Below are 16,225 nucleotides of genomic sequence, written 5' to 3'. Positions count from 1 at the left end.
TCTCTGTAGCAATAGTGTGCGATCGCCTTGAGATCGATCCTCTCTCTGGCGAGTGAGTTATTCTGGGTTGCGGTTCAGGTGGTAGCGATCGCACATTTCCTGAAGTTCTCGCCGAAAGCGATCGCGCACGCTATCAGGCGCTACAATCTCGCAGTCTTTGCCATACTTAAAGATCTCCCGAATCAGCCAGAAGGGGTTAACCACGCGCCGCACGACTTGGCGGATCTCTCCCATCACCACATTCTCAATATCTTCTTCCTTGGGTTCGTAGGCATTCGCCAGCCAGTTCCTAAAATGCAAGTACACTTTTAGCATGTCAAACTCTCCTCGCCAGACCCCAGAGATCGGGTGAAGGCTTTGGATGCGATCGAAGCGAAAACAGCGATTATGGGCGATTTCGGGCAAATCGGGGTTATCTGCTAGGGCATCGGCAGTTTCTTCGCACCACACTTGTAAATAGAAGCGCTTTTCATAGAAACGGACTTCCGCATAACGGACGGTAAACGTTAAGTCTTGCCCTTGGGAGTTGCGGTACTGCATCCGAAAAGGCTGGCGGTTGGCGATCAGTTCGTCTATTTGCGATCGCCAATTTTGTACCGACTGATTTTGCTGTTGCAGCAGCGCTTGGCGGAGGGGGGCTTCGAGATCGCCTTGCTTGAGTAAAAGTGTATTGATGATATCGGCTTCTTCAATTTGGCCGGCATCAATTAGCAGTTTAGTGGCTCTGCGTAAGGCTTTCACCTGTTTTTCACTTAGGGTCAGCGCTTCGCGCCCCAGGTGAAGTTCCTGTTGGGCGATCGCCACCACCAACCCCGATGGACTGGGGCTTTTTCCCCACAAGATCCCAAAGCGCTCGGCAATTTCTTCAAGTCGCTCTTTGGTTCCGGGCGGAACTGAAAGTGTAAGTGCTTCTTTTTTTCTGGACATTTACAAAATGTACTTGCAATTTGAAATCAATATGCTATTCTATGTTTATTGTAAATGCGAACGAGAACGGAAACGCGATCGCGCCTCTCCCGTTTTCTGGAAGAGTCCCCTTCCATACTGATGTCATAGTGGTAATTACTAAAGTTCAACCTACCTAATGCCATTTATTCTTTTCGGCTTCTTAACAGGTTGATGTTAGCTGATACACGCAGAATGAATATGTCTAACTACAAAATCACGCTTAAACCTGTCTATTCTCGTCCTGCTAGTACGCTTCCCACGGGAGTCACTTTACCTTCAGATTGGTCTTCTTTAGCATGGCATCAAGCGAAAACCTATGAAGCTCTACAAGATCCAAGTATTGATGTCATTTTTAATACTGCCCTTACGGGAGATGGTAAGAGTCTGGCTGCATACTTGGCTGCAATGACTCAGCGGACTTATACTTTAGCAACCTATCCAACTAACGAATTAGGGCGAGATCAAGAAAAACAAGCACAAGGTTACAAAGCTAAGTTTAAACCGCAACACGATCCCCAAATTTATCGTTTGAACGCAGCAGTATTAGAAGAATTTATTGCCACGAATAAAATACCATCTAAACTAGAAGGCTTGATTAACCGGGCTGACAACTCTGAAATTTTACTCACGAACCCAGATATTTTTCATTACATCCATGACTTTCGTTACCTGCGACGTAACAAGGCAGGAAAAGGAGATAACTCCGATCGACTCTTTCAAAAAATTGATAATAATTACAATTTGTTTATCTTTGATGAATTTCATGTCTTTTCTTCACCTCAAATTACTAATATCTTGAACGCTATTTTACTCATTAAGCATACAACTCCAGGTAAAAAATTCCTGTTTTTATCGGCTACCCCTAACGAGTTATTACAAGAGTTTTTAAGTAATATTGGCTTAAGATATAATATTATCGATCCAGTCAGTCAAGAAGCTTACAAATTTACAAATGAAGAAGGTTGGCGACAAATAAACTTTCCTGTGGATCTCATTTTTCCTAGAAACTTGGAGCCTAGCCTATCCTCTAACTATAACTGGATTGTTGAAAACGCTGAAACAATTATTCTACGGTTTTTTCAAGAAAACACAGAGAGTAAGGGGGCAATTATTTTAAACTCAATTGCGGCTGTGAAAAAGTTGTTACCTAAATTTCAAGAACTCTTTGCACCCTTGGGCTTAAAAGTTAGAGAGAATACAGGCTTAACAGGTGAAACAGAAAAATCTAAATCGGTGGAAGAAGCAGATTTATTGCTAGGTACTTCTACTATTGATGTTGGAGTAGACTTTAAAATTAATTTTTTAGTATTTGAAGCCGCAGATGCAGGTAATTTTATTCAACGCTTTGGGAGGTTAGGTAGACATGGAGGATTTGATACCTATCAAGCGTATGCACTTTTGCCCAACTTTATTGTAGAGCGCTTGTTTGAGGTCGATAAACATCCACTACAAAACGGCGATATTTGCGATCGCATTACTTTTTCTAACATCATTCGCGCTCATTATGGTTATATCAACGAGTTTAAGCAATATCCCAAGCGATGGGGAGGTATTCAATCAGCTTGCGTGCATTTAGAGCTAAACAAGGGAAACATGAAAGCTCAATATCCCGAAGCTGCTAACCGCTTTGAGGTAGATATTCAGAAAGCATTAGGCATCAGCTTAAAGCAAAAATATGCACAGCTTTTTCATTGCATCAAGGAAAGCAAGAAAAAGATTATTGAAGAAGTAAGGAGCTTTCGAGGAAGCAGTCAACTAGACTGTGGAATTTATGATACAACTAATCCAGATGAACCCGAACAAGAACGCTACAAAATCTACAATCTTCCTAGTATTCTGAGTAATTTTATCTATCAGTGGGTAGATAAAGAATCTTTCATTAACGAAGCCAAAAAAGCTGGCTTATCAATCAATCGTTTCGAGCGGGCTTTATGTTATTTAAAATTAACAGGATATCGAGAAGTTAGAGAAGACTGGAAGTTTTACTGCTCAAGAGAGGATTTAAGTGAAATTGCTAAATCAGGTAAAGTACAAGTTCTTAAAGGATTAGAAGCTACCGCAGGAATCAATCAGATTAGTGGAGCATTGCGGCGACGAGATTTAGTCTGTTTTGTGTCCGATCGAAATCGCTCAACTCTACGCGCTAAATTAGGCTTACCCATTCATTTCCAAGCTTACTCTCTCAGCGATTGTATGGAAGATAGAAACCCACCTTATACTATTGCATTTGGTCAATCCGCGTTACTGTTAGAAACTCTAATTTGGCACTGGAAACCCCAAGAAGATGAAGGATGGATCTGTTAGCTCGCTAAAAACTTATTTTAGATAGTTTACCTTTAATTTGAGGTTCTGTCCATGACAACACAAAACTTACTTCAGAGAATTTCTATCGAGCCTAATATCTGTTTTGGAAAGCCTTGTATTCGAGGTCATCGAATTTGGGTTTCTTTAATTCTAGATCTTTTGGCTGGGGGAGAAACCATTGAGCAAATTTTGGAAGAATACCCAGGAATTGAAAAAGAGGATGTTTTAGCCTGTATTGCTTATGGTGCTGAAATGACGAGGAATGACTATATAGAAATTCCAATTAGCAATTAGTAGGTAGAAAGTTGATAAGAATTAAACTGGATGAAAATTTAGGAAGTTTGCGAGTTGTTACTAAACTCCGCCTTGCAGGACATGATGTAGCAACAGTCCGAAAACAAAGTTTAACTTCAACACCAGACATTGAGCTAGCAAGTATCTGCGGTGAAGAAGAGAGATGTTTAGTGACTTTGGATCGAGGATTTGGAAATCGCCTGCGATTTAATCCTTCTGACTATGCAGGAATTATTGTGATTCGTTTGTCCTCACAAGCCACTTTCGCAGAATTGTTGCAAGCGATTGAAACATTAATTCTTGGATTAGAACAAGCAGAAGTTGTAGGAAGGTTATGGATCGTTCAACCAGGAAGAATTCAACAATATCAATCTATTAAATCAGAAGGTGCAAAAGAATGAACGAAGACGAGCTGTATCAATGGCTAAATTCTGATGAGGAAGAGAATGAACAAGTTGAAAAGCCTGAGCTTTTAACTGTTAAACTTTTCAAACGAGCAATTTTAGAGACAGACGGCAATGAGAGCGATCGCATTCTTCAATCTTTTGCAGAAAACGTTCTCCCTAACTTAATTTATCGATTAGTGGGTGCCACTGCTAAAGGAGGACAATTTACTGAAGATAGACGCGCAGAAGGTAAAAATGTTGAGCGTAGCAAGCACGATCAATCGTTTATTTCTCATCTGCTGAATGGGCTGTTGCCAACTTACAGGATTGCTAAAGCTCTTAGAGAAAGCACGGTAGAGACTAACCCAGTTAAACGGAATTGTTCAGAACGAGAAGTGCGTTTATTTGTTGCTGCCTATATTCTGCATGATTTTGACAAATTTCCCGATTATCCAATTTGGTTGCAAGCTAACGATCCAGATAACCGATTTGAGCAGCGAGATTGGCGAAAAGATCCCCCGCACAAGCATGAGGCTCCGAACTTCGGGCGCAATTACGTCTTGCAAAAAGCCCAAGAATTCGGTTTAGACAGATTTCTAGGAGATAACTGGGAATCTGAGGTTAATGATATTGTTTGGCTAGCTCATAATGCCGGAGATAAATACGATGCCGATTTAGGTTTAGATATTCGCGGCTTGCAAACCCAACTTGATGGTAGAGTCAGAGGCACGTTAGCAAATTTAGTGAAATTATCCGATCGGTTTGCTTCAGTCATTAAGCATCCTAGCGATATTGATGCAGGTAGTCTACCCAGCATTATTGGTGATTTGAGCAATCATCAACTCAAGTTTAGTTATCACTCCCTTTCGGATAATCGAGGCGTGTTAACCAATATCATTAACAATACCTTAATTGACATGCATCTTCAAGAAAACTATACTCCTCTTCTTTATTTGCCGGATGGAGTTGTTTACTTGGTGAAAGCAGATGCTACCCAAGTCAAAACTCAAGAGCTTCCTGAACAAGCGATCCAAAAAATTAAAACCCTTTGTGCAGAACGACTAAAACAAAGAACGATTGGATTCAGCCGAGATGGCAAAGGATTCAAGTTTGCTGATTATTATTGGTTATTTTTTAATACAATTGAATTAATGGAAGTGAGCGTTGATGCGGCTTGCAAACTCATTTCTAGCACTAAAGCATCTTCAGCCCAGAAAAGAAGTGAAAGTTTGCAAAATTTCCAAAAATCTGGAGAGCTTTCATCTGAATTTAAGTTAGAGTTTCAGGACGACTATCGCATAGACAGATTAGCCGAATTTGGAGATGTCATTTGCCGAAAAGTTTGGGGTGAATGGCAGAATAAGTTTAATAACTACCAAAAACAGTTGTCTAAGAATGTCCGCCAAAGTTTACCAGAGCTAGATTTAACTCATAAGCTAGCTGAATACTTAGGGTTGGCACATGAACTTGTTGCAGTCAGAGCTATTCAATCTCTCAAAAAAACAGGAGGAGTTCCTTTAGATTGGTATTATCTAGCAGCAAAATATATTGAACTCAACAAAGGTCTAGAGGATAATCAAGTTCGCCAAAAAATGACCGATATGGTTTGTCATGCCGCTCATTGTATTCAACCGATTGTAGGCGAGTTTACCTTAGCAGATGGGTGGGATGACTTACGAACTTATGTTAGCTGGATTGTTTCGTTACCTACAGGTGCCGTTAATAAACCAGAAATTGATCCTTTCCTGATTGCACTTAGTCGATATAATGCAGCAAAAATCACAGGAAGAGGACGAGAAAATGTGTGTGCAATGTCAAGTTCTTCTTTCACAGTAACTGAGCAAATGGAGTCAGCTACTTTATTTGCTCCTCAAGTTTATAGTAATCGTCAAATTTTATTTAATGCTCAAGCAGCAAAGCGACAAATTTGCTCAATCTGGTCTATAGAGATTATGTTGAGGCAAATTTTAATGAATCAAACCAATGCCACAGGTGGGGATTTTGAAAGCCGTAAATATCGCTATCTTTATCTTTATCCTGCTTATTTTTTTACACCAGAAACCAATAAGTTTTTACAAAAAGCTTATGCCTGGATAGCCAGAACCCGATTTGATGCAGATATTCGCAAACATTTAGTTTCAGACCAACAAGTTGCAAATTTTACAGCAAATAACTATCAGCAGGTAGATTCATTGTTAATTCAGGAAGATTTGCAACCTGAAAATGACCGGACTTTCAAAATTAGTTACCCTCCCAATCAACCTCTAACTTTCTTCTTCTTAGCCTTACCTCCTGGCAAAGATGCGACTGATACAGAATCTTGGGTCATGCCTGCTTGGTTAGCTTTAGCTTTGCCTCTCATTTTAGATGTAAAAGCTGTAGTTTCAGAATCCCCTGTTCCCCCTTATATCAGTGGTGCTGATTTTGAAAAAACGACCATCCTTGACGGCGAACATCAAGCCATTCGCTCTTTAATTCAGCAAGATGAGTATCGTTTAGATCGTATTTTGTCAAGAGAACGAGGGTTTTCCCCCTTGAATGCGCTGAGTGCTGCGTATTGCATTCATTTAGAGGTCAATCGTAAAAAAGACGGTAATCCTGACTGGGGAAAGTTATCAGATTTAGCACGCGATTTAGAAACTAGCCCTTTGTATGTTTTTCATTACCTGAGCAAATTAGTCCGTAAGTTGGATTGGGATACAGCACCCATTGCCAAGATTCAACTGTATCAGTATTTCTACTCCTGTTTCGATCCTAAAGGAAAAGCTATGAACCAATTGCGAGAACTCACTCAACTGTACCGTCGCTTCTACCGTGCTAAAAGCCAATTTGCTAAACCGAATGCTGTTCTTAAACCGATTGATGAAGCAGCCGATGTCATTCTCAAAGTTGATAAAGCTTTAGCTAACGATACTCAATCTTTAACAGATGTCGTTGCTGCTAGAATTGCTAAGTTGATGACAAATGTACGCCGTAAAACAGCAGAAGGAAAACCTACATTTACTCTTGTAGACGGAAAATGGAAACCTGCATTAAATTCTGAAGAGGAGAGACAAGCTGTCTATGAATTTGCTAAGTATTTTGTTGAGGTAATTTTTGCAGAAACCTTTAAAGGCGATCGCGCTCGTTTAGCAGGAATGCAACTCAATTTAATTCGCGACACCTGTGACTATCTTTATCGCTTAGAAGAAGATCGAGAATGGCGCGATCGCAAAGCTAAAGGAATTGAGGTTGTTGAGGAAGAGGATGCTGAAAATGACGAATCCAACCCTTAAACTCTCTTTTTGGATTTATCCTAAACTTTTAGCTAAATCCTCTACAAGATTTGAACTAACAAGGTTATTACGTACAGACTCACTCTAGGAGATTTCATCATGTCATTGCTTAAATCAGTCGATCAAAAGTTTTTTCACAGCGAAATTCCAGCTAAACCGATGGGCAAATATGCTCACTTTGTTACGATTCGAGTGACTGAATCTTACCCCTTATTTCAAACGGATGGCGAACTCAATAAAGCAAGAGTTCGGGCTGGAATCAATCATCACGAAACGATTAGTCGTCTAGCCATGTTTAAACGCAAACAATCAACTCCTGAAAGACTTACAGGACGAGAATTGCTGCGGAATTATCAAATCGGAGATTGGGAAAAGTGCGATTATAATGTTGATTTTAGTAAGACAACACCTGACTGCGTTCTTTATGGCTTTGCAATTGGGGACTCTGGTTCTGAAAAATCAAAAGTTGTAGTAGACACAGCCTATTCTATTACCCCTTTTGACGATTCTCACTTAAACTTTACTCTCAATGCTCCTTTTGAAAATGGCACCATGAGCCGTCAAGGAGAGGTAACAAGCCGAATCAACAGTCAAGATCACATTCTACCACAAGTATTTTTTCCGAGTATTATAACGCTAAAAGATCCAACTGAAGCCGGTTTTTTGTATGTTTTCAATAATATACTGAGAACTCGGCATTATGGCGCACAAACAACTCGAACAGGACGCGTTCGGAATGAACTAGTCGGTGTCATTTTCGCAGATGGCGAAATTGTTAGTAATCTGCGTTGGACGCAAAAAGTTTATGACCTGATGGCGGATAGAGGTCAAATTCAAGCGCCCGATCCTTTAAATGAAGATGATGTTTTAAGTGCTGCTCAAGAAGCTATTTCTGTACTTATGGCTGAAGAGTGCATCCCCCATACTGATTTTATCGGTGATTCTTTAACCTCTCTTTTGACCGAAGTTAAAACAATTACCAGCAACGAAACTCAGCTTAGAGAATTGTTGAATCAAGCCAATGTAGAATCAACTCAATATGCCCAGAAGTATATTTTAAAGACGACTTCTGAAAAAAGCAAAAAGGGCAGTAAGAAAGGAGCCGCAACTTCGGCGGAATAACTTTTATGATTGCTATCTATCGCTGTCAGCTAGAGTTGCATGACAGTTTGTACTATGCAACTCGCGAGATTGGACGATTGTATGAAACAGAAGCGGCTATTCATAACTATGCCCTCTGTTATGCCCTAGGATTAGTAGATAGTGAAGTTCATGGAACAACTGTTGCTTTAGAAGATTCCTATTGCTATTTCTGTCCCGAACAAATTCCTAAATACAAGGTGCATTTAACGCCTTTGAATCAGCAAAATATTTACGTGACACCCGCGCGATCGCTCTTTCATTCTTCTACTCTCAATACTTGGAAGTATGCCAACAATAACTACCATGTTGAGATGGAGAAAACTCAGAAAAACATTCCGGGCTTTGGGCGAACTAAAGAAATTGCACCCGAAAGTCAGTTTGAATTTTTTATTATTTCTGAAAAGGAGTTAAAGCTGCCCAAGTGGGTTCGTTTAGGAAAGTGGGCGAGTAAAGCTGAACTCAAGGTTGTGGAATTACCTAAGCCCAAGCGCAATCAAAATCAAGAGTTCACTTGTCCTTATCCTCTAAATCCCCTGGATGTGATGTTTACCCATCAGGTGATTAGCTATGACACGATCAATATGCCACCTGTCAGTTTGATTCGGAATGTGCGGATGCGTGGAGATTTCTATAATTTTGAAGGAACTGCTGAAAAGATTCAAATTCCAGCACGAATGCAGTTTTACTTTGGAGGATAGAAATCAGGGGGTTAGCTGCGATTAATAGGCTACCCCCAATCTTTACTTTCTGTAATTCTTCTGTCTGAGTACATTATTATGCCCTACAGTCTTGTTCTCAATCTTGTACCTATTTCTCCGATTCCGCCCGGTTACTTGCAGGGGAAACATTTTCACGCCTTGTTTTTAAATCTGGTAAGTTCTGTAGATCGCGACTTAGGAACTTACTTGCACGATCAACAGGCGGATAAAGCCTTTTCATTGAGTCCATTACAAGTTAAAAAAGGTTCTTATCGCAATGATTTTCTGCAATGCGAACATCGACAACCGATTCCGGCGAGTGCGCCTTGTTGGTGGCGAATTTCCTTGTTAGATGATGTCTTATTTGGGCATTTAAATCAACTGTGGCTAAATCTTAACCCCGAACATCCTTGGCATTTGGGACCAGCAGATTTATTTATTACCAGTATTTTGGGAACGCCTCAATCTACCCAGCCTTGGGCGAACTTTTCCACCTATGCAGAATTGTACGAAAACGCTTCGGATGAAGCGAGGCAAATAGATTTTGTTTTGTGTACGCCTGCGGCTTTTCGCCAAATGCATTATGACTGCGCTTTGCCAACGCGAGACTTGGTATTTAATAGTTTGCTGCGGCGCTGGAACCAGTATAGCGGGATGCCGTTTGAAGAGATTTCTTTAGACTCGGTATTTCCCAGTTTCTTTGATATTCATACTGAGATTGTCAAGGATGCGCGGAGTAAGTTTATCGGCTGCGTGGGAACTATTAGTTTTCGGATTTTTGGGGATGTGGAACCCCAAACGATTAAACAAATTAACACGCTAGCGGACTTTGCGATGTATTGCGGAATTGGACGAAAAACGCCGATGGGAATGGGAATGCTTCGGCGAATTTAACAGAGTTGAATTGCACAATTGAATTGTAAGGATATGCTGATGGACGGTTTTGATTATGTACCGATAGCAGCACTGAATCACTATGCCTATTGTCCGCATCGCTGCTGGCGGATGTTTTGTATCGGAGATTTTGTGGATAACCAATACACAATTGAGGGTACCAGTTTGCACGAACGGGTGCATACGCTTTCAGCAGAAAATCGGGGGGAAACTTATCAGGTTCGTTCGATTTGGTTGAAGTCGGAACAATACCAATTATTAGGGAAAGCAGATTTGATTGAGGAGACGGATGGGCAATTCTATCCGGTGGAGTATAAGCGGGGCGATAAGGGCGAGTGGGAGAATGATGCGATGCAAGTCTGCGCCCAGGCGTTGTGTTTAGAAGAGATGACACAAACAACGGTGAGTCGCGGCTATGTCTATTATGCGGCTTCCCACCAGCGTCAGTTAGTGGAGATTGATGCTGGGTTGCGAGAACGGGCGATCGCACTCATTAGCGAAATTGTACAACTCTTCACCACCGGAAAGCGACCGGAAGCAGTATATACGCCGCGCTGTCGGGGTTGCAGTCTCTACTCCCAATGTTTGCCCCAAGCCAAGGATAAGGTTCGGCGATATCAAGAAGCGGTGGAATAAACCCAGGAGTTCGACAGATGGGAACAGTTTACATTACCCATGAAGATGCGTTTATTGGCAAAACGGACGAACGGATAACGGTGAAAGCCAATAAGCAACTGCTGTTAGACGTACCCCTGATTAAAGTGGATGGGGTGGTGGTTTTGGGAAGGGCGACGGTTTCGCCTGCGGTGGTGATGGAGTTGCTAGAAAAGCGCATTCCCCTCAGTTTTTTGATGGCGACAGGGCGTTATTTAGGACGTTTGGAACCGGAAATGACCAAAAATATCTTTGTGCGGGCTGCCCAGTGGGAAGCTTCTGGCGAGTCGGAACGGGCTGTAGGGGCGGTGCGGGGGTTTGTGCGCGGAAAACTCAAAAATTATCGCATTGCCCTATTGCGTCGCCAGCGAGAAGCCCCAGAATTGGATTTGCAACGGGGGATACAGCGGCTAGAAGATGCGATCGCGCCGATTGATACCACCCATTCTATTAACTCGTTGCGCGGTTTGGAAGGGGCCGGAAGTGCAGCCTATTTTGGTTGTTTTCCCCAGTCGATTAAAAACACCCTCTTCCATTTTCCCGGCCGCCGTCGCCGTCCCCCTACCGATCCGGTAAACTCGTTATTGAGTTTTGGCTATGCTCTCTTGCGCCACGATATCCAAGGGGCGATTAATATTGTCGGGTTTGACCCCTATTTAGGATATCTCCATGTCGAACGTTACGGCAGACCGGGGTTAGCGTTGGATTTAATGGAAGAGTTTCGCCCGTTAGTGGTGGATGCGGTTGTCTTTAACGCCATTAACAATCAGAAACTCACCCCTTCCGACTTTACCGCCGAACCGATTAGCGGCGCGGTATCCCTAACCCCAGATGGCTTAAAGATATTCTTGCGGATGTACGAAGAGAAGAAGCAGTCAAAGTTCAAGCATCCGGTAATGGGAAGACAGTGTACTTATCAAGAGGCGTTTGAAATTCAGGCGAGGCTATTGGCGAAGTACCTAATGGGAGAAATTGACCAATATCCGCCCCTGGTTAGGAAATAGGAGGGATAGGACAATGTTTGTTGTGGTGTCCTACGATATCTCTGAGGATAAGCGCCGAACCAAGATTCACAAGATTCTCAAGTCTTACGGACAATGGGTGCAATATAGTATTTTTGAGTGTTCGCTGGATCGGACTGAGTATGCTAGATTGCGATCGCGCCTACAAAAACTGATCCAAGCCGACACCGATAGCATCCGTTTCTATTTCCTCTGTGGCTGCTGTCAGGGAAAGGTGGAACGCATCGGCGGCGAAATGCCTCGCGATGAGGTAGCTTTCTTCGCCTAAGTGCGCGAGGGGGAGGGTGTAGATTTTGCGGTTATCCCCAAGTTCTTCTATACCCTCTCTGGCTAAGGTTTTCAGCGTTTGTTCTCTCAAAGATGCCCGCGCCCTTTACAGGGTAAGGCTTTCAGGCTCTGAGGCTTGTCTGTTCCCCCAGGGTATGCTATCTTTGACTCATCGCTCGCGCATCGGTACCTGGAAAACTAAATACACCAAGGCTTCTGGGTTGCCGCATTGCAATTTCATCTAATCCCTAATAGGGATGGAAAAAGAGAAAAGCATTAATCAGGGAGAGAGAAAACCTTTTCAAAACTTCCGGAGACTGGGGCTTGACAGTGAAACAGGGAGCATGAACAATAAAATAGCCGGATTCCCTCCCTACACACACCCAAGCCCGAACCTTGTTGATTGGTTTACATGAAAGCTGAAGAAATCGAGATTCCCCATTCCCTGATCGTGGGATGCTGGCAACTGGACGATCGCAGTTGGAAAAGCCTTACCGAAGCCGAAATTGAACGTGCAATAGATACCTACTTAGCATTAGGGTTGCGCTGCTTTGATACCGCCGATATTTATGGACGTAGTGAAAGCTTAATTGGGCGGTTATTGAAAGGGCGAGACTGCACAATTTTTACCAAAGCTGTCTTTTTTGGAGAAGTCCCTACCCCCAGCCAAGTCCGTAATAAAGTTGAAACCTCTTTACGCTATCTCAAGCAGAGTAGCCTAGATTGCGTGCAGGTTCACTGGCATAATCCCCAACTCGATTTTAGTTCAACCTTTGAAACCTTTAATCAGCTAGTTGAACAAGGGAAAATTCGGGCATTAGGGGTAACAAACTTTAATACCTCCATGCTGAAACAAGCCTTGCAACTTGCGCCCATTCGCTATCACCAAGTTCAATATAGCCTCATCGATCGGCGGGTGGAAAATGGGATGCAACAGCTTTGCTTAGACCATCATATCGGCTTGTTACCCTACGGCCCGCTGGCGGGTGGCTACTTGTCTGATAAGTTTCGGGGAGTGCAGTCTCCACCCAATCAAGGATCGCACGCTCGCGGATTCTACTACAGTAGTATGATTCGCGAACATGGGGGTTGGTCGCCCGTTTTAGCCCTGTTGGAAGATTTAGCCACCGTTGGGTCAAAATATCATTTAACCATTGCTCAGGTGGCGCTGAACTGGGTTTTACAGCAACCAGGCGTGGGGGGTGTTATTTCTGGGGTGACGTTAGATCGGCGACAGATGCAGAAAAATGTGGAAGCGATGCATGGCGCGATCGCACCAGAGGACATCGCACAGTTAACAGCGCGATCGCAGATCCTGTTTCAACAACCCGGCGATATCTACTCCTACGAACGCCAATAGCCCCCGCCCAAACTTTTTCAACAAACCCCTTGACAAACCAGGGGAGGGTGGCGTTATGATATCAAAGGCTCAGTCAATGGGGTGTGGCCAAGCGGTAAGGCAGCGGATTTTGGTTCCGCCATTCCTAGGTTCGAATCCTAGCACCCCAGTTTAATCGCACAACACCAAAGCCAACCTCAAGGTAGTGCCATAAGAGTTCCGTCGCAAGTTGAGGTTCTATGTCTTCTGAAACGCCCGGAATATTGGCTTTAGACTTTGATGGCGTGCTATGCGATGGTTTGCAGGAATATTTCCAAACCACCTGGCGCACCTATCGACAGATTTGGATGCCCTCTAAAAGCGAACCCCCCGAAGATTTAGCCCCCGTCTTCTATCGCCTGCGGCCTGTGATTGAAACGGGTTGGGAAATGCCGATCCTCTTGCGGGCCATTTTTCTAGGCTATCCCGAAGAAGACATCCTCCAAGACTGGCCCAACGTCGTTCAGCAGATCCTAGAAGCAGAAGACCTGAAACCCAAAACCCTAGAAGTTACTTTAGACACTCAGCGCGATACTTGGATTGCTAGCGATGAAATGGACTGGTTAAGCTATCATCGCTTCTTTCCCGGCGTTGTGGATAAAGTGCGATCGCTCCTTTCTACCCCCATACAACTCTTCATCATCACCACCAAGGAAGAACGCTTCGTCCGTACCCTACTGCAACAACAACAAATTGACCTTCCCCAACAACAAATTTACGGCAAAAGCACCGATCGCCCCAAACATGAAATTCTGCGAAGCTTAAGCACCACCGGCGAAAAACTCTGGTTTGTTGAAGACCGTCTCAAAACCTTACAATCCGTACAGAAGCAAGCCGATTTGTGGGATGTCGCCCTCTTTTTGGCAGACTGGGGATATAACACCCAAACCGAACGCGACTCTGTTGGCGACTCTCCCCGCATCCATCTGTTGTCCTTAGAGCAATTTAGCCAAGATTTCGCCCAGTGGCGACCCGTCGCCAAACCCATTTAACCCCAAGGCGGTCCCATGCTCGATCTGACCAAACTTGCCGGACAAATGCAAGGCATCAGCCAGCACTTAACCCAGGAAGCCACGGCGAACCGCCAGCGCCTCGAACGCGCCTATCGCTACCTAGCGCAAGTCAGTCAGAAACAGGACGAACTCGTCGAAATTCAACAAACCTGGCATCATGCCATCGGGTTTAGCGCCGCCACTCCCCTAGAACCCATTGAAACCTGCATTGACATTAGTCCGCCACCTTCCCTACACACCGTTTTCGCCACCGATGGGTCGCAAATTGCCCCCAGCCATCACGAAATCGCCTATTGTTATTTAATCAACGTCGGTCGCGTTATCCTTCACTACGGTCAAAATCGCTATCCTCTCCTCGATAGCCTACCGGAAATTTTCTACCGCCCGGAAGACTTGTATACCTCCCGTCAATGGGGAATTCGCACCGAAGAGTGGATGAGTTATCGCCGTACCGTTTCCGAGGCGGCTTCTTTGGCGGAACTCGCAACCCAGACAGACTTCCACTCAACCCCGGCTTTAGCAATGGTGGATGGTTCGCTGATTTATTGGTTTTTAGACCCACTCCCAATAGATGCCCGCGATCGCATTCTTCCCCCCATTCTAGAAGCTTGGCAGGCCCTACAAGCCCTCCGCATCCCCTTTGTTGGCTATCTCTCTGCTTCGCGCAACAGCGAGGCGCTAAACTTCCTCCGCCTCGAAGCTTGTCCCCATAATGTCCCCAACTGCGCCCTACACTGCAACGGCATCACCGATGAGGCCCCTTGTCAAGTCTTCCAACCCCTGCGGGATACGGCAATTTGGTCTAATTTACTCCAACCCGGACAACGTAGCGGCCTGTGGCGCAGTTCGGCGCGCATTCTCGATCGTTATGGCGAACAAGCCATCTATTTCTGCTACGTCCATGTAGGGACAGAAATTGCCCGCGTCGAGTTTCCCCAATGGGTAGCCGAAGATGCCTCATTACTCGATTGTGCTTTAAGTTTAACCCTCGCCCAAGTGCAAAAGGGTTATGGCTACCCCGTAGCGTTAGCAGAAGCCCACAATCAAGCGGTAGTCAGAGGAGGCGATCGCGCTCGCTTCTTTACCCTATTAGAGCAGCAAATGATTAAAGCTGGCTTAAAAAATGTAGGAATTTCTTACAAAGAAACTCGCAAACGGGGAAGCATTGCTTAAAAAGGGAATTAGGGCTTTGAAAACGTTGCGTTAATTAATTGCATATTCAGTAAATTGTCGCTTAAAGGGAGATTTATAACCTAAAACAATATCTTGTTTAGGAATCCCTGCCTTAACTAATTCATTGGCAATTCCGGTTTCTGTGCCATCACTTTGAACCCAAATTTTGCTATCCTTAATGTCGATATGAATCAAGCTACTATATTCTCGTCTCTGATTGTGCCAGCCCACCAGCATGACTAAATAGCGATCGCGTTCTCGGTCGAAAATAAGTTCTACCTCAACTCCATCTTCGCTATGATTCATGGCGCGGGCTTGCAAAAGGTCTTGGATGACTTGGCGATAGCTTAACGTTTCCATAACACAACTTCTTGTTTATCGGGGTCAAACACCAGTAGCTTAATCTGATATTCTGCTATCGAGTCTTGAATAAATAAGCGGCTAAATAAGGTATCGTAAGTGTCTATAGGAATAGCTAAGTAGAGCATTTTTTCGGGGAATACTTGTTTCAAAGCTAAACGATAGTTAAGAAATTGTCCTAACGCTAAGTGAAACTCAGTTAATTCAGATTCTCGCAAAAAGCTTTTAATTTCTACAGCTATTTTTCGATCTCCTCTTTGAGCAGCAATGAGCGATTCTGCTGCTAAATCGATATACATTTCAGTCCCACCCACTTTGAGATACAAGGGATCGTCCGTAATTACCCAGCCCTCTTTCTCTAAAGCCAGCCGAACGGTATTGTGAAAAATATCCTTAGCGGGCATAAAAGCAATATA

At 43.7% G+C, this 16,225-nt stretch carries 16 protein-coding genes and 1 tRNA gene; 14 read left to right on the top strand and 3 right to left on the bottom strand.

Annotated elements, in window-relative coordinates; translation table 11 throughout:
- Positions 1-57: 57 nt before the first annotated feature.
- Entirely contained in the window at positions 58-927 is an 870-nt protein-coding gene (locus tag QQ055_RS09790) for a helix-turn-helix transcriptional regulator (RefSeq protein ID WP_284476326.1), read from the bottom strand.
- 219 nt (positions 928-1,146) lie between these two features.
- Here QQ055_RS09790 and cas3 point away from each other — a divergent pair, with 219 nt between their 5' ends.
- The 14 genes from cas3 to QQ055_RS09720 all read left to right on the top strand — a co-directional run bounded on the left by cas3 (position 1,147) and on the right by QQ055_RS09720 (position 15,449).
- Positions 1,147-3,252, top strand: a complete 2,106-nt coding sequence (gene cas3, locus QQ055_RS09785; protein ID WP_284476327.1) for a type I-D CRISPR-associated helicase Cas3' — start codon at positions 1,147-1,149, stop codon at positions 3,250-3,252.
- 51 nt (positions 3,253-3,303) lie between these two features.
- Positions 3,304-3,546, top strand: coding sequence for a DUF433 domain-containing protein (locus QQ055_RS09780; RefSeq protein ID WP_069968490.1), 243 nt, complete (start codon positions 3,304-3,306; stop codon positions 3,544-3,546).
- A gap of 11 nt (positions 3,547-3,557) precedes the next feature.
- Positions 3,558-3,947, top strand: a complete 390-nt coding sequence (locus QQ055_RS09775) for a DUF5615 family PIN-like protein (RefSeq protein WP_284476328.1) — start codon at positions 3,558-3,560, stop codon at positions 3,945-3,947.
- Entirely contained in the window at positions 3,944-7,207 is a 3,264-nt protein-coding gene (gene cas10d, locus QQ055_RS09770) for a type I-D CRISPR-associated protein Cas10d/Csc3 (RefSeq protein ID WP_284476329.1), read from the top strand. Before QQ055_RS09775 ends, cas10d begins: the two co-directional genes overlap by 4 nt.
- A gap of 99 nt (positions 7,208-7,306) precedes the next feature.
- Positions 7,307-8,329 (top strand): type I-D CRISPR-associated protein Cas7/Csc2, encoded by a 1,023-nt coding sequence (gene cas7d / locus QQ055_RS09765; protein ID WP_286004625.1) that lies wholly within the window; start codon positions 7,307-7,309, stop codon positions 8,327-8,329.
- A gap of 5 nt (positions 8,330-8,334) precedes the next feature.
- Positions 8,335-9,048, top strand: a complete 714-nt coding sequence (gene cas5d / locus QQ055_RS09760) for a type I-D CRISPR-associated protein Cas5/Csc1 (RefSeq protein ID WP_069968493.1) — start codon at positions 8,335-8,337, stop codon at positions 9,046-9,048.
- A 78-nt stretch (positions 9,049-9,126) separates the two neighbouring features.
- The gene (cas6, locus tag QQ055_RS09755; protein ID WP_283362268.1) at positions 9,127-9,942 is read left to right on the top strand and encodes a CRISPR-associated endoribonuclease Cas6; all 816 of its coding nucleotides are present in this window, start codon (positions 9,127-9,129) and stop codon (positions 9,940-9,942) included.
- 39 nt (positions 9,943-9,981) lie between these two features.
- Positions 9,982-10,578, top strand: coding sequence for a CRISPR-associated protein Cas4 (cas4, locus tag QQ055_RS09750; protein ID WP_283362267.1), 597 nt, complete (start codon positions 9,982-9,984; stop codon positions 10,576-10,578).
- 17 nt (positions 10,579-10,595) lie between these two features.
- Entirely contained in the window at positions 10,596-11,600 is a 1,005-nt protein-coding gene (gene cas1d / locus QQ055_RS09745) for a type I-D CRISPR-associated endonuclease Cas1d (protein ID WP_284476330.1), read from the top strand.
- Positions 11,601-11,613: 13 nt separating this feature from the next.
- A complete protein-coding gene (gene cas2 / locus QQ055_RS09740; RefSeq protein ID WP_284476331.1) occupies positions 11,614-11,886 on the top strand; it encodes a CRISPR-associated endonuclease Cas2 in 273 nt (90 codons plus the stop codon).
- Between the two features lie 411 nt (positions 11,887-12,297).
- Positions 12,298-13,245, top strand: a complete 948-nt coding sequence (locus tag QQ055_RS09735) for an aldo/keto reductase (RefSeq protein WP_283362265.1) — start codon at positions 12,298-12,300, stop codon at positions 13,243-13,245.
- Positions 13,246-13,322: 77 nt separating this feature from the next.
- Positions 13,323-13,394: transfer RNA gene (locus tag QQ055_RS09730), tRNA-Gln, on the top strand.
- A gap of 69 nt (positions 13,395-13,463) precedes the next feature.
- A complete protein-coding gene (locus QQ055_RS09725; protein WP_286004624.1) occupies positions 13,464-14,255 on the top strand; it encodes an HAD family hydrolase in 792 nt (263 codons plus the stop codon).
- Between the two features lie 15 nt (positions 14,256-14,270).
- Positions 14,271-15,449 (top strand): DNA double-strand break repair nuclease NurA, encoded by a 1,179-nt coding sequence (locus tag QQ055_RS09720; protein WP_283362263.1) that lies wholly within the window; start codon positions 14,271-14,273, stop codon positions 15,447-15,449.
- Positions 15,450-15,479: 30 nt separating this feature from the next.
- Here QQ055_RS09720 and QQ055_RS09715 read toward each other — a convergent pair whose 3' ends face one another.
- Both QQ055_RS09715 and QQ055_RS09710 read right to left on the bottom strand, forming a co-directional pair.
- A complete protein-coding gene (locus tag QQ055_RS09715; protein WP_283362262.1) occupies positions 15,480-15,809 on the bottom strand; it encodes a XisI protein in 330 nt (109 codons plus the stop codon).
- Entirely contained in the window at positions 15,797-16,213 is a 417-nt protein-coding gene (locus tag QQ055_RS09710) for a XisH family protein (protein ID WP_283362261.1), read from the bottom strand. The genes QQ055_RS09715 and QQ055_RS09710 overlap by 13 nt, the downstream gene beginning before the upstream one ends.
- Positions 16,214-16,225 lie beyond the last annotated feature (12 nt).

The organism is Geitlerinema calcuttense NRMC-F 0142, assembly GCF_030285425.1.
This window is presented reverse-complemented; position numbering and strand designations above follow the sequence as displayed.

Coding starts and splice junctions, on each gene's coding strand:
- cas2 (WP_284476331.1), top strand. CDS start 11,614: ATGTTTGTTGTGGTGTCCTACGATATCTCTGAGGATAAGCGCCGAACC.
- cas7d (WP_286004625.1), top strand. CDS start 7,307: ATGTCATTGCTTAAATCAGTCGATCAAAAGTTTTTTCACAGCGAAATT.
- QQ055_RS09715 (WP_283362262.1), bottom strand. CDS start 15,809: ATGGAAACGTTAAGCTATCGCCAAGTCATCCAAGACCTTTTGCAAGCC.
- cas1d (WP_284476330.1), top strand. CDS start 10,596: ATGGGAACAGTTTACATTACCCATGAAGATGCGTTTATTGGCAAAACG.
- QQ055_RS09780 (WP_069968490.1), top strand. CDS start 3,304: ATGACAACACAAAACTTACTTCAGAGAATTTCTATCGAGCCTAATATC.
- QQ055_RS09720 (WP_283362263.1), top strand. CDS start 14,271: ATGCTCGATCTGACCAAACTTGCCGGACAAATGCAAGGCATCAGCCAG.
- cas10d (WP_284476329.1), top strand. CDS start 3,944: ATGAACGAAGACGAGCTGTATCAATGGCTAAATTCTGATGAGGAAGAG.
- QQ055_RS09725 (WP_286004624.1), top strand. CDS start 13,464: ATGTCTTCTGAAACGCCCGGAATATTGGCTTTAGACTTTGATGGCGTG.
- cas4 (WP_283362267.1), top strand. CDS start 9,982: ATGGACGGTTTTGATTATGTACCGATAGCAGCACTGAATCACTATGCC.
- QQ055_RS09735 (WP_283362265.1), top strand. CDS start 12,298: ATGAAAGCTGAAGAAATCGAGATTCCCCATTCCCTGATCGTGGGATGC.
- cas5d (WP_069968493.1), top strand. CDS start 8,335: ATGATTGCTATCTATCGCTGTCAGCTAGAGTTGCATGACAGTTTGTAC.
- QQ055_RS09790 (WP_284476326.1), bottom strand. CDS start 927: ATGTCCAGAAAAAAAGAAGCACTTACACTTTCAGTTCCGCCCGGAACC.
- QQ055_RS09710 (WP_283362261.1), bottom strand. CDS start 16,213: ATGCCCGCTAAGGATATTTTTCACAATACCGTTCGGCTGGCTTTAGAG.
- cas6 (WP_283362268.1), top strand. CDS start 9,127: ATGCCCTACAGTCTTGTTCTCAATCTTGTACCTATTTCTCCGATTCCG.
- cas3 (WP_284476327.1), top strand. CDS start 1,147: ATGTCTAACTACAAAATCACGCTTAAACCTGTCTATTCTCGTCCTGCT.